Here is a 13,830-nt window from a genome sequence, read left to right as displayed (position 1 = left end):
GGTCAGAACCACCGGGCCGGCATGGCGGCGGAGCGGGGCCCCGGCGGCGCCCCATGCGCGGCATCATCGGGGACGCTTGCGGGGGCACCGACGGGTCCCGGCACACTCCGGCTGGACGGGCCACCGGCGGGCGCCATGGCGGGGGGGACCGGCATCACGGCCGGCTTGGGCGCCGCCTTCGCGGTTGGGGCGGCGGGGGCCGTCGCCGGCTGCACCCGGGTCAGCACCTTGCTTGCGATCAGCTGATAGCCGTAGCCGGTGAAATGGATGCCGTCGTCCGACCGCAACTGCTGGCTTTTCTGGCGGCTGTCGTCGATCCGCTGCATGAAGTTGCCGTCAGCGTCCAGGTAATCCTGATACAGGGGCAAGAACACGGCGCCATACTTCTTGACCTCCGTCTCATAGAGGTTGGTCATGAACTTGGCGTCCTCGTTGGTTTCCGGCTTGCGCATGACGGGCAAGCCCACCCAGATGGTGGTGACGTGATGATCCTTCAGCGTCTGCAGCAGCCAGTCGATGCGCTGGGTGTAGACGTTGGTCCAGCCGGGCGACTTGAACAGGTAACCCTTGCGGTTCTCGTCCCGCACGCCCTGCATGTCATTGGCGCCGAACATGATGATGGCGTAGCCGCCGTCCCCGGCCTCATCGATCTGGCGGGCCGTTTCCGCCCGCCAGGTGACATAGTCGGGCCGGGTCAGCCCCGCCCCCAGCTGCGACCGGCGCAGCAGCCGCGTGTCGGGGGACGCCTTCAGACGATCATAAAGCCCGCTCCACACCCCATCGGCCAAGGAATCGCCATAGACCGAAATGGTGGCGGAAGCGGACGGGCTGGCCAGCTGGGGAGCCGCCGGCTCGGCGCGGGCGGCGGTGAATACACAAAGGAATGCGCTGAAAACAATAAAAAACAGGCGGTTCATGAGCGCCCCTGACTACCGAACCCATTAATCCGATGGTGTGATGCCGACGGCCTCAATATGGCCATCGGCATCCTCATACCGGGAGTCCCGGCGCCTGTCACGCGCCGGCTGGGAATGGGGCGGACGATCCCTTGTCAGGCCGTCAGGAACAACGCCTGTTCCTTTTGCCGCCGCGCCGTCAAGCCGGGCAAGGCGACCAGCTGGCCGTTCACGTGCGCCTTGTCCCAGACCAGGAACTGGGCGGCCGCGCCAGCATGGTCGCCCTGGTTCAGCAGACGCAGCAGGGTCGACTGGGTCAACGCGCCAATACCCAGATTGAAGACGAAATCCGTCAGCGCCGCGTACTGATTGTCGCTCAGCGGCACGGTCACCGCACCCATCACGCCCGTCCCCGCCGTCGCCAGATCCTGGAGCAGCAGATCCATGGCCTGATCCTGGGTGATGGTCATGCCCGGCGTGACATCGGGCCCGGTATGGCCATAGCCGATGGTGAGGCGCCCGGCCGGGCAAAGATAGGCCGTCAGTTTCAGCCCCTCGGACTGTTCGGTCAACGCGATGCCCGCCGCGTTCACTGCTCTGTTCATTTTTTTCAGCCCCCTTCAAAGAACACAATCCCCACGTGCCTATATGAGCGACCCATACCCGTGCTCAACCGGAAAAGCGGGCCGCACGGCCGTCAATTGACCTAAACGGTTGCAAATCTCCGCCTTTCGACCGCCATCCTTTGGGCACATTGGGGGCGGAGTATCGGTCCCCTATTATCAGTCCCTTAAAGGTAGCCGCCGTCCTGCCGGGCGCGGACGGGGTACTCCCCCGGGAAGAACCGGCCTTGAAAAGAAAGGTCCCAGGAACATGCGCCGTCTTCACCTGATCGCCGGCTTGTTCACCGCGCTGATGGCCCTGCCCGCCGTCGCCAAGGCGGAATACGCCTACACCGCCACCGGCACCATCCTGCGGGCGGGCCCGGGCGGCGGTTATCCCGCCATCGCCAGCCTGCCGCCTGGCGCCCCGGTCAACGTCTATGGTTGCCTCTCCGGCTGGTCGTGGTGCGACGCGGATTTCCAGGGCTATCGCGGCTGGATCTATGGCGGCAGCGTGCTGTACCCCTACCAGGGCCAGCGGGTTTACCTGCCGCAGTTTGGCGGCGTCATCGGCCTGCCCATCATCACCTTTTCCTTCAATGACTACTGGGGCCGCTACTACCATGACCGGCCTTGGTTCGCCGAGCGCCGCCGTTGGGAACGCGTGCCGCCGCCCCGTCCCATTTATCATCCCGACCACGACTTCCGCCCCGGTCCCGGTCCCGGCCGTCCGGGGTGGGAGCACCACGATGACCGCCCGGGCCCCGGTCCTGGCCGCCCCGGTCCCGGTGATCGTCGTGACAACAACCCGGGTCCCGGCCCCGGCCGCCCCGGCCCGGGTGGTGACCACCATGACAACCGCCCTGGCGACAACCGTCCCGGCCCCGGCGGCCCGGGGGGCGACCACGGCGGCGGCGACCATCGCGGCGGGGACAATCGCGGCGGCGACCGCCGGGACGGAGATGACCACGGCCCGCGCCGGAATTGATCCCCGACATCCCAAACATCAGGGCGGCCCACCGGCCGCCCTTTCCACAAATGACGGGGCTTCAGGCCGGTGGGCAAAGCGACCACCGTGCCCTGGCCGATATCAACTGACCGCCACGGTGACCTCGGCCGGGGTTCCCGGCCGCGCCGCCAAGCCGTGTGGGGCGGCGCGCAGGCGCACGCGGACGCGGCCATCGGCCCCAACCGGGGCCGCCGCGGCGTGATAGGCCACGCCGGTGACCCGGCCCTGCCAGACCCATCCGTCCGGCCCGTCACCGGCGGCGTAGACGTCATGATAAGCCGCCGCCGGGTCGGGCGCCCAACGCAGCCGCACTTCCGCCCGGCGAGCGCCGGACGTGATGGATCGAGCCTCCGCTATCAGCCCACGGGGGGCCGGCATCACGAAATCCTCAGGCGGCGCGCCGAGATACAACTCGCCAATGCGGAGGTCGACCGGCACGGGCGCCCCATTCCCCGAGGCGGCGCCCAACAGCACGGCAGCGATCGTCCGTCCCCGGTGGGGGGCCAGTCTGAGAGTCAGGCGGGACCAGCCGTCCGCCAGCGCCTGCCGAGGCGCGCCGGCCAGGGGTAGCCAGACGGGCGTGGACGGCGCGTCGGCAAAGACCAGGCCCAGGCGCAACGCCTCGGCCCCCTGCCCCTTCACCACCAACTGGGCCACCGCGTCGGCGACGGCGCCCACCGGCAGCGCGGTTTTATACAGCCATATCCGGGTGGCGTTGGCCGGCCCCAGCACCCCCGTGACGCCCAGGGACGAGCCGCCATCGAACGCCGTGTCATAGGCGTAGTCGACCGCCAACAGGTCCGTCGCCCCCGCGCGGGGACCGGCCATGGGCTCGACCCGCCATTGCCACGTCGGCAGGATGTCCTGGATACCCAGGTTGAACCATGGCTGTTCCGCCACGACCGCGCCATCGACATGGAAACGGTCCCCCTCGCCCGTGTTGAAGCGGGTAAGGAAGGGGAAGGCGCCGATCACCGACCGCTCGGCGATGAAGTTGGCGATGCCATAGGTCATGGGCAGGTTCAGCTGGTCCGTGACCTTGGGGGACGCGGGCTCGTAATCGGTGTAGCGGTGGCGGCCGCGAGCGCCGGGAAGATAGGCCCGCGCCTGTGCCGCGTCCGGCGCGTTGTCCAGGGCCGGGTTCTGCGATTGCCCGCTGAAGAACATGCGTTCCAGCGCCCCCAGGATACGGCGATCGGCCGGCGCGCCCGCCGCTTCCCCCGGCGCCAGCATGGCGGTTCGCGCCGTGCGCAGCAGGGTGCGCAGCCCATCCTCGACGCTATAGACCTGCAGGCCGCCGTAGGCATAGGCGCCATCGTTGGGGTGGATGACCTGGGGTGCCGCGGCGCCAAGATAGCCGGGCCCAGGATAGAGCTGGAACCCGAAATAGGCCGTGGCGCGGGGATCGAATCCATTGTTCAGGCAGTAGGCCCGGACCTCCAGCGGCGCCATAGGCCCACCGGAGCAGCAATTGCCCGGCCCGCCGTAGCGGCTCCACCCCTGGTCCAGCATGGTGCTGTTGGCGTAGGCCTCGCCCGGACGGTCGTCACGGCGGCGCATGAGCCAGCCCATGTCGGTGCCGCCGTCATAAAACTGGATATGGAAATCCGCCAAGCCGCGCCGCCGCGCCTCGTCGCGCATGGCGGCGATCCACGCCAGCACCTGGGCCTCCGCTTCCTCCGTCCCATTCTCGAAGTTGACGAAATAGCCGTCGAATCCGAAATACTCCGCCATGTCCACAAGCCGCTGGGCGACCTTGGGCATGGGCACGGCGCTGCCGTCATAATGGCGGCTGTCGGGCTGGAAAATGGTGCCCAGGGCCAGGGCGCCGTTGCGGTGGGCCACATCCACCAGGGCGGGATTGGGAATCAGGCCCGTGCCGCGCCAACCCACAACGATGTCGTGATAGCTGAAGATGCGGGGCACCTGGACCCCGCCGGGCAAGGGCGCGCCATAGCGCCGGCGCATCAGCGTTTCCTCGGACACCCCGGCAGCCAGGGGGCCGTAACAGTCGGACAGGCTGGCCACGCCCGGCAGCGGATCCAGCGCAGGATGCGCCTGGGTGGGGGCGAACGGCGCGATGCGGCGCGCCCGGCGCACCTGGGATTGATAGTAGGGCGCGTCGGCGTCGGTCCGGGGATCGTAGTCCATCAGGGCCTGGAAGGCGTCCCATCCGGGCCCGTCCGGGGTCAAGGGATAACGGGGCGGCAGGTGGCCGCCACCAAGGTCCCCACCGGCCACGTCGGCGGAACGGGCGGATGGCGGGGACGCCACCGCGGCCGCCATCGCCGCCAAGGCCAGGGAGGCGAAGCCCCGCCGTGTCAGCCGGGATACCCCCGGTGACAGTCCAGGCCCGGGTGACGGTGCCGCCAAGATATCCCCCATCGGCTGATCGCTCCTCAATAAAAGACAGGCCCCGCGCGGCATCGGCCGTGCGGGGCCCGGACTGGCCTTAGAACGAGACGGTGAAGCCCATCTGCACCATGCGGCCCAAGGCGTCGTAGACCTGGGGTATGGTATTCGAGCGGGCCAGCGAGATGTTGTAGGAGTTGGCCACGATGGGCGGCATCTTGTCCGTCACGTTGTTGACGGTCAGGCGCAGGCTGATCTGGTCGTTGACCATATAGCCAACGGCCACGTCGAAGTAATCATAGGACGGGATGGCGGTGAAGGTGCTGACATGGGTGGCGGCGCTGGAGCCCAGGGCCGGGTCGTTGCTGTTGGCGGCGTTGGTGACGCCGGAGATGTGACGCCAGTTGAGGGAGACGCTGTAGGCGCCGCCATCGCGGATGTAGGTGCTGCGCAGGTTGTGCGTCCAGGCCGGGAAGGGCTGGTTGCAGCGCGGACCGAAGTAGCCGACACAGCTGGCGGCCAGCGAGTTGGGCGTGTCCTGACCGCCCGTGCGGGTGCTGAGCGAACCGTTGAAGTCGAAGTCCAGATGACCGCCCAGATCCTCGACGGGAAGCACGTATTGGGCCTGGAAGTCATACCCCTCGGCGAAGGTCTTGTAATTGTTGGTATTGCCGTAGGTGACGAACCCGGTGCTGGGCGTGCCACCCCGCACGGTGTCGTAGCTGGTGAGCGACCCGTCCGGATTGCGGTTGAAATGGCCGCAGTAATAGGCGGTGGCGAACAGCGCGCAGCTGCTGCTGTAGAAATCGTCGTAGTTAAAGCCGATCGAGTTGTCGATCATGATCAGATAACGGTCCGCCGACAGGGTCAGGCCGGGCAGGAAGCTGGGCTTCAGCACCGCCCCATAGGTCAGGGTGTGGGCCGTTTCCGGGTCCAGCACGAAACCGCCCTGGCGCGCCAGACAGGCGTTGTCGTCGCACTGCTTGATATGACCGTACTGGGCGGCCGTGACGCCGGTCAGCTGGCACGCGGCCAGGCTGGCCGTGGGGTTGCTGCCGGCGCACGGGTCCGCGGCGCCTGAGGTGAAGCTGATGGACTGGTTGTTCTCGTAGATGTTCGGGGCGCGGGCCGCCTTGTTATAGCTGGTGCGCAGGGTCACATCCGGCACCGGGGCGTAGGTGCCCTCGATCTTCCAGGTGGTGAATGTGTCCGGGTTGGTGTCGTACTTGGACCAGCGGTAGCCACCCTGGGCGGACAGCAGGTGCACGAAGGGCTTGTCCTGCACCAGCGGCGCCTGGACCTCGATATAGCCTTCCTTCACGCTCTGGCTGGCCTTGAAGTTGCTGCCATAGCCGGCGTTGCTGACGAAGGCGGCGTCGACGGTGTTGTTCTCCATGTCCTTGCGGTACTCACCGCCAAAGGCCACGGCCACGCCGTCATTGGCCAGCGGGCTGGTGATGCCGTAATGCCCCAGGTCGCCGTTGAGGTTGGCGGTCACGTCCCACAGGCTACCGATCTGCACCTGCGTACCGCCGTAGCCGCCTTCATAGAAATTGACCAGCGCCGAGCTGCCGCCGTTGGCGACGAAGATGTTGGCGGGGACGCAGTTGGGGCTGGTGCCGGCAACCTTGGCGGCGCAAGTGGGCGTGCCGTTGACGTTGACGACGTTCAGGGAATCGGCCTGCGTCTGGTAGACCGGGTTCTCGAAGGCCGGCTTGTAGGTCTTGTCGAACCGCGCGTACACGCCGCCAACGTCATAGTGCCAGGCGTCCAGCACCTTGCCGCGGAAGCCCGCCGTCGCGCGCTGGTTTTCGTTCAAATAATAATCCTTCAGCTGCGGCGTGCTGTCGAACTGGTAGCGCACCTCGGTCGGCATCAGGGTGCTGGTGCCCGCGAGCGAGCCGCACAGCGCCTGCTGCTGCTGCGCCGACATCAGCGGGTTGTTGCAATTGATATTATAGGAGGATTCGCCAAACGTCGAAGGCGAGTAAAGCCGCGATGTCCGGAACTGATTATAGGAGGTGTCGCTGGAAATCAGGTAGGAGCCGTAAAGCTCGACCGAATCGGTCAGATCATAATTCAGGAATAGACCGCCATTTATGCGTTCATCCTGGCGCTGGAGGTAGTAATTCCCGTATGAGTTATAGGAATAGGTCTGGTCGCGGGTGACGAAGCTCTGCGATCCGTCCTTGGCGTTCGAGAAAACCTTGCCGGCGTTGTCGCCGGATTGCGGGCTGAAATAGCCGTACTTCGAGTAGGTCGAGGTCTGGCAGCTCAACGGGCCATCCGTCGTGGATTGGATCAGACCACAGCTGGAAAAATCACGATCCTTGTAAAGGACGGGTTCGGTGCGCCGGTAATCCACGAAAGCGCGCACGTTCAGCCGACCATCGGCGAACTTGTCGCCCCAGGCGGCGTTGATGTCGGCACGCCCCCCATCCCAGGCCTGACCGTTGGGCGACCCGATGCCATAGCGGTCGGCCACCGGCTGCACGATGGTGCGCTGGTTGTAATGGTCATAGAGGCTGTAGTTGCCACTGACCTGGAACCCGGTGAATTCCTTCTTCAACATGAAGTTCACCACGCCCGCCACCGCGTCGGAGCCGTAGGCGGCGGAGGCGCCGCCGCTCAACACGTCGATGCGTTCCAGGAAGGCGACGGGAATGATGTTCACGTCGAGGCCGATGTTGGTCGCCACCCGCTGACCATCAATCAGCGTCAGGGTGCGGCCAAAGCCGATGCGGCGCAGGTTGATCTTCTGCGCGCCGTCGCTGTCCTGATAGGTCTGCTGGTTGTCGGGGGAGACCTGCGGCAAGCGGTTCAGGATGTCTTCGACATTCAGGGCGCCCGACTGCTGGATTTCCAGCGACGTCACCGAGGTGATGGGGGCAGCCGAGGTGATGTTGGGGCGCGCCGCGATGTGCGACCCCACGACAACCACTTCCGTCAGTTCACCGGAGCCATCGGCGGTGGCATCCGTGCTTTGCGCCGCTTGCCCGGCCGCCCAAGCGGACTGGCCCCCCAAGGCCATGGCGCCAAGGGCGACGCCCAACGCCAAGGAGGATGGGACAGATCGTAGAACCATATTACGCCCCCTGTTTCTGTTTGTTGCTCGTTATTCGGCATATTAATCCCATTAGAACCATAGCAGTTTTGAAACCAGTTTCAATGCATATGTGAAACCAGTTTCACTGATAGCGATCCATCCCTGGGCCGCCCCCGCCCGGGCGCGCCATGGAGCGGCAGAACCGCCCCGGGCCCCGCATACGAATTCTTGTTGTTGTCCGCCCCCCTTCCTGTGCCATGAAGGGCGGAATGGTTGGACTTCCGGCCGGCGAACAAGGCCCACCCGCGACAGGGTCCAGGGCGGGGGCAAAACCAAAAATCAGGGAGGGGACGGCATGATGCCGGTTGCAGGCATGGCCTGGGTCGACTACGCCATCGTGGCGCTGTATCTCATCGGCATCATCACATTGGGGCTGTATCTGGCCCGCCGCCATGCCTCCACCGAGGATTTCTTCCTGGCGTCGCGGGGCACGACTTGGCCTGTCATCGGCCTGGCGCTGCTGGCGTCCAACATCTCCTCCACCACCCTGATCGGACTGGCGGGGGCGGCCTACGGCACCGGCATTTCCGTCTACAATTATGAGTGGATGGCGGCGGTCGTCCTGGTGTTCTTCTGCGTCTTCTTCCTGCCCTTCCTGCTGCGCTCCAAGGTCTACACCCTGCCGGAGTTCCTGGAGCGGCGGTACAGCGGCCTGGCGCGCAGCTACTTCTCAGGATTGACCCTGTTCCTGAACCTGGTGGTGGACACGGCCAGCGCGCTTTACGGCGGCGCGCTGCTGTTCAAGATCCTGTTGCCCGACGTGCCCCTGTGGGAGATCGTCATCGTCCTGGCGGTGTCGGCCGGCATCTACACCATCGCCGGCGGCCTGCGCGCCGTGATTTATACCGAGACCATCCAGGCCGTGCTGCTGCTGACGGCGTCGGCCATCATCGCCGTGCGCACCTTCCTGAAGGCCGGCGGCTGGGATGCCGTCATGGGCGCCGTCGACCCGGCCAAGCTGTCGCTGATCCGCCCCTTGAGCGACACCGCCGTACCCTGGCCCGGCCTGCTGACCGGCGTGCCGCTGCTGGGCTTCTATTTCTGGTGCACCAACCAGTTCATGGTGCAGCGCGTGCTGTCGGCCAAGGATGAAAACCACGGCCGCTGGGGCAGCCTGTTCGCCGGCGCCCTGAAGCTGCCGGTGCTGTTCCTGATGGTGCTGCCCGGCACCGCCGCCATCCTGCTCTACCCCAACCTGAAGTCACCGGACCTGGTGTTCCCCACCCTGCTGTTCGGCCTGCTGCCGGCGGGCCTGGTGGGTTTGGCGGTGGCAGGCTTCATGTCGGCGCTGATGTCGTCCATCGCCTCCACCTTCAATTCCGCCTCCACCCTGTTCACCATGGACTTCGTGCGCCGCTGGAAGCCGGAGATGCAGGGTGCGGCCCTGGTGCGGGTGGGCCGCCTGGCCACCCTGGTCATGGCCGTGGCCGCCATGGCCTGGGCGCCACAGATCCAGCATTTCGGGTCGCTGTGGCAATATCTGCAGGTCATCATCGCCTATGCGGTGCCACCGGTGATGGCGCTGTACCTGGTGGGCATCTTCTGGCGCCGGGCCAACGCCGCCGGGGCCGCCGCCTGCATCGCCGCTGGTGTGCTGGGCGGGGCCGCGCTGTTCGTCGCCAACACCGTTATGGACGTGGTCAACATCCACTTCCTGTACGTGGCGCCCTTGCTGTTCGTGCTGTGCGCCGCCGTGCTGGTGGCGGTCAGCCTGGCCACGGCGCCGGACGCGGCGGAGAAGTCGGCCGGCCTGGTCTGGACGCCCGCCTTCTTCCGCGAGGAGACGGCCCGGCTGGCGCATGAACCGTTCTGGCGCAACTACCGGGTGCTGGCCGGCCTGCTGCTGGCCGCCACCGCCGTCATCGTCTACACCTTTCGCTGAGAGGGGCCCATGGGCGATCCGTTCACGACCCCGGATCCGCGACGCGCATTGCGGGGACATGGATCGGATTGCTATCATCCACGCCCAGGGGAGCACCAAGAGGCTGGAACCAAGGGGATGCGGGTCAAGCGTCCGACATCGTTCGACATCGCCGAACTGGCCGGCGTGTCGCAGTCCACCGTGTCGCGCGCCCTGCGCAACGACGCGATGGTCAGCGAGGATACCCGGCTGCGCGTGGCCCAGGCCGCCCGCCTGCTGAACTACAAGGTGGACGTCAACGCCCGCAACCTGCGTTCGCAGAAGACCAACACCCTGGCCCTGCTGCTGTATGAAGACCCGGTGACCAGCCAGTCGCTGATCAACCCTTTCTTCCTGTCGATGCTCAGCAGCATCACCAAGGCCTCGGCCCGGCGCGGCTATGACCTGCTGATCTCCTTCCAGCAATCCAGCGACGACTGGAGTGCTGACTACGCCGCGTCCAAGCGCGCCGACGGCCTGATCTTCCTGGGTTATGGCGACTATCTGCGCTACGTCGACAAGATCAGCCGCCTGGACGAGGTCAGCACCGCCTTCGTCACCTGGGGGCCGGTGGTGGCGGGGCAACCCGGGCACTTCATCGGGTCGGACAATGTGCGGGGCGCGGTGGAGGCCGTGCGGCACCTGGTGGGGCGGGGCCGCAAGCGCATCGCCTTCCTGGGGGACATTTCGGAGCATTGCCCGGAATTCCGCGACCGTTACACGGGCTATGTCCAGGCCTTGGAAGAGGCCGGCCTGCCCGTCATCGAAGCCCTCTACGCCGACGCCGCCGCGTCGGAGGAAGTGGGGCACCAGGCCATCCTGAACCTGATCGACCGGGACGGCCCCATCGACGCCGTCTTCGGCGCCTGCGATCTGCTGGCCATCGGCGCCATGAACGGCCTGCGCGAGCGGGGTTTACGGGTGCCGGAGGATGTGGCGGTGGTGGGCTTCGACGACATCGTCGCCGCCCCCTTCACCGCCCCGCCCCTGACCACCATCCGCCAGGACACGGCCGCCGCCGGCGAGTTGCTGGTGGAAAACCTGCTGCGCCTGATCGACGGCCGCCCCATCGAGACCACGCAGATCGCCACCAGCCTGGTGGTGCGGGGCAGTTGCGGCGGGGTTTGAAAGCGCCCAGGGATTTCAGGTCCTCCCCGGCGGCAGGATGTCCCCGCGCCCCGGGGACATCCTGCGCTTTCCTCACGGCTTGGACGCGTAGCGCACGGCCACCGGGGCGTATAGATCCCAAACCCCGCCGTCATGCAGGGAGCGCAGCAGCTTGACATACTCGGCATGCGCCCAAGCCAGCGGTGTCGCGCTGTCCGTGCCGGCCCCGGGCTTGTAGCCCCGGCCGCCATCGCTGCCGACACCGTCCCACACCTGCTCCGGGATCATCAGTCCCTGGTTGGCGAAGCGTTCCAGCGCGCGGACATAGGTGGTGCGGATGGCCTCCACCTCCGCCGGCTTGGCGCCGCCGGGCTTGGCCGCGGCCAGCGCCAGCTCATAGTGCCCGCGCTCCCCCGTCAGCAGGGGCCAGACGCGACCGCGCTGGGTGGGGCTCATGGCGCCGCTGACGGCGTAGTTGGCGCCGGTCACCCGATCCTCGCCATAGCCGTCATTGCCGTAGCGCCGCCAGCCGGGATAGGCGGTGGCGTCGCCGCCGAAATGGAAAGTGTACTTTACACGCAGGTTTTCCGGCAGGGCCTCGTCATCCAGCACCGCCAGGCTGGCCTTGATGATGGGATCAGTGGGTGCCCGCACGCCATAGCGCACCAGTTCCAGGAAGCCGCCGTCGACATAGGCGTCCTCCGTCAGCGCCTGCTGGCCGTTGCGCACCGCCAGGGGCGTATGGGCGTTGGGCTGGCCCGTGGGGGCGATGCGCAGATAGTAGCCGGCCCCCTTGCCTGCCGCGGGCGATCCTTTCGGCGCCAACTGGCCGTTGGTGGTGACGGTCGCCGCGTTCAGCCCGGCGGAATACTGGTCGGCGGCGGCGTAGTAGCGCTTGACCGCCGCCTCGTCCCCCGCCTGTCCCGCCAGCTCCGCCGCCGCCGCCAGCCCGGCGATGACCGCCGCGGTGGTGGACGGGGAGTTGCCGGCCTGTTCCTCCCAGCGTTCCTGCTGGGTGGCGGGCGGGCGGATGGTCTCCTTGTTCCAGCCGATACCGGCGGTACCGCCCTTGACCAGGAAGTCGGCGGCCGGTTTCACCATGGTGGGATAGAGGGCCGCGACGTCGGCGTCGCTGATGACGCCGTTGCGCCACAGGCGCCAGGCCAGCATCAGGGGCATGGCCGTCTGGTCCAGCTGCACGCCCACCCATTCCGGCGTGCCGTCCACGTGGGTCTTCTGCAGGAACCAGCCGCCATCGCCATGGTTGCCCGGCGTCTTTGGCCCCACCTGGATGGTCTTGAGGTAGGCCAGCGCCGCCTTGGGCGTGTCGGTATCGCCCAGGGCCAGCAGGGCCATGGCGCACTGGTAGAAGTCGCGCGGCCAGACAGCCTTGTAGCCCGTCGCCGGCTTGTCCGCCTTCTGCGTGTCGCCCCAGGGCGCGGAGAGGGAGGCGATGAGCGCGCCGGGATGGGTCTTGTCCTCCTGCGCCTTCAGCACCAGGGCGCTGGCGTACAGCAGCTTGCCGCCATCGGTCGCCACCTTGGCCAGATCAGGCAAGGGCGCCAGCTTGGCCTGGTAGCCTTCCCACCCGGCGTTGTAGGCCGCCAGCACGGCGTCATGCCCCCGCTTCAGCGTGGCGCTGGCGGCGGCATCCGCCGTCTTGGCGCTGTCCCCGAAGCCGACGACGATGTCGAAGGTGGCCTCCCCGGTCACCGGCGCCAGCGCGCCGGCCAGGGCCACGTTGCCCCCTTTGTCGCCGGTGGTGGTGTAGTCGGCGTCCAGCGTGCCATCCTTCTTGAGCTGACCCAGCCCGTCGGAGGCGCCGACGAAGCCGACACTGGCGGCGGTGAAGCCCTGGGCGGCCTTCACCACCAGGTGGCGGTCGCCCTCATAGGCGTGCAGCGCGCCGTTGGCCACATCGGCCTTATCGCCGCCACCGGTGCCGGCCATCTGCGGGTCGACCAGCAGATAGGGCGTGACGGTGGCCCCCTTCAGCGCCCGCACCGTCACGCGCACCACCAGGGTGTCGGCGGCGGGGTCGGTGAAGACCTGCTTCTCAATCTCGTACTTGCCGTTTTTGGCCTTGTTGACAACGCGGTAGGCGAGCGAGCGCGGCCGGCCGGCGGCATCCACGTCCAGATAGCTGGTGGTGCTGTCGGTGTCCGCATCCTCCACATCCAGGAAGCCGTCGCCCTGGATGGCGAATTTCAGCTCGCGCAGCTGCACCTCATGGATCAGGCCATACATGGTCTCGGTGACCACGCCCTTGGCCAGCGAGAACCACACCCGCGACGGCACCGCCTTGCCCGCTGGCGCGTCATAGGCATGGTACGCCGTGCCGATACCGGTCTTGCCCGCATAGGCCCCTGTCGCCGCCTGGCCCGGCGCCCCCGGCGCCACGCCGGCGAAGGCCGCCGTCCCCATGCTTCCGGCCAGCAGCAGCGCCATCAGCGCCATGGCCCGTTTCCGTCCCATCGTCTTATTCTTCGTCATTCCATCACCAGGCTTGAAAGGCAGGGCACCACTGTCCCCCGCAGTGCGCCGCACAAGGGCTTGAATACGTATGGGAAGCGCGGGACGGAAGGGGGAAATACGTATGTGGATTTCCTATCGCCACCAAGGCCAGCGCCGGCGCGGCGATGGCTGGCGCACGTCGAGCGGATAGGGGTTATTGAAGCCGCCGGGCAACTCATCCTCGCGCGCCAGGAGCCAGTCGTTCAGGGCGATGCAGCCGCAAGCCACCAGGATTGAAAGTCCCCAGGGGAGATGGAAGACATGGTGGCCCACAAGAGCCCCGCCGGCCAATATGACAACCATCACCAACCTGACCCAGCCGCCCGACATGCTCGGTTTCCATG

9 protein-coding genes are annotated in these 13,830 nt (G+C 67.0%); 3 read left to right on the top strand and 6 right to left on the bottom strand.

Features of this window, described 5'->3' with window-relative positions; translation table 11 throughout:
* Positions 1–2: 2 nt before the first annotated feature.
* Both FHS74_RS05675 and FHS74_RS05670 read right to left on the bottom strand, forming a co-directional pair.
* Positions 3–917, bottom strand: a complete 915-nt coding sequence (locus FHS74_RS05675; RefSeq protein WP_184798377.1) for an SGNH/GDSL hydrolase family protein — start codon at positions 915–917, stop codon at positions 3–5.
* 134 nt (positions 918–1,051) lie between these two features.
* The gene (locus FHS74_RS05670; protein WP_184798375.1) at positions 1,052–1,501 is read right to left on the bottom strand and encodes a lysozyme; all 450 of its coding nucleotides are present in this window, start codon (positions 1,499–1,501) and stop codon (positions 1,052–1,054) included.
* A gap of 268 nt (positions 1,502–1,769) precedes the next feature.
* On the opposite strand from FHS74_RS05670, the gene FHS74_RS05665 reads away from it, so the two are divergent.
* Positions 1,770–2,486, top strand: coding sequence for an SH3 domain-containing protein (locus FHS74_RS05665; RefSeq protein WP_184798373.1), 717 nt, complete (start codon positions 1,770–1,772; stop codon positions 2,484–2,486).
* Positions 2,487–2,588: 102 nt separating this feature from the next.
* Here FHS74_RS05665 and FHS74_RS05660 read toward each other — a convergent pair whose 3' ends face one another.
* Both FHS74_RS05660 and FHS74_RS05655 read right to left on the bottom strand, forming a co-directional pair.
* Positions 2,589–4,892: an endo-beta-N-acetylglucosaminidase gene (locus FHS74_RS05660; RefSeq protein ID WP_184798372.1), complete on the bottom strand. Its 2,304-nt coding sequence runs from the start codon at positions 4,890–4,892 to the stop codon at positions 2,589–2,591.
* Positions 4,893–4,959: 67 nt separating this feature from the next.
* On the bottom strand, positions 4,960–7,944 hold the full coding sequence (locus FHS74_RS05655; protein ID WP_184798370.1) for a TonB-dependent receptor domain-containing protein: 2,985 nt from the start codon (positions 7,942–7,944) through the stop codon (positions 4,960–4,962).
* Between the two features lie 316 nt (positions 7,945–8,260).
* Between FHS74_RS05655 and FHS74_RS05650 the strand changes: the two genes are divergently transcribed.
* Complete coding sequence (locus FHS74_RS05650) at positions 8,261–9,847, top strand: sodium:solute symporter (protein ID WP_184798368.1); 1,587 nt, start codon at positions 8,261–8,263, stop codon at positions 9,845–9,847.
* 117 nt (positions 9,848–9,964) lie between these two features.
* On the top strand, positions 9,965–10,993 hold the full coding sequence (locus FHS74_RS05645; RefSeq protein ID WP_184798367.1) for a LacI family DNA-binding transcriptional regulator: 1,029 nt from the start codon (positions 9,965–9,967) through the stop codon (positions 10,991–10,993).
* Positions 10,994–11,065: 72 nt separating this feature from the next.
* Here FHS74_RS05645 and FHS74_RS05640 read toward each other — a convergent pair whose 3' ends face one another.
* Both FHS74_RS05640 and FHS74_RS05635 read right to left on the bottom strand, forming a co-directional pair.
* Complete coding sequence (locus FHS74_RS05640) at positions 11,066–13,447, bottom strand: glucan 1,4-alpha-glucosidase (protein ID WP_246462943.1); 2,382 nt, start codon at positions 13,445–13,447, stop codon at positions 11,066–11,068.
* Between the two features lie 132 nt (positions 13,448–13,579).
* Positions 13,580–13,789 carry a hypothetical protein gene (locus tag FHS74_RS05635; RefSeq protein WP_184798363.1) on the bottom strand — a complete coding sequence of 70 codons (210 nt, stop codon included), beginning with the start codon at positions 13,787–13,789 and terminating at the stop codon, positions 13,580–13,582.
* Positions 13,790–13,830 lie beyond the last annotated feature (41 nt).

The sequence above is a fragment of the Nitrospirillum iridis genome (assembly GCF_014205765.1).
GTDB lineage: Bacteria > Pseudomonadota > Alphaproteobacteria > Azospirillales > Azospirillaceae > Nitrospirillum > Nitrospirillum iridis.
The sequence above is the reverse complement of the archived record's forward strand: the minus strand, read 5'-3'. Positions and strand labels throughout refer to the sequence as shown.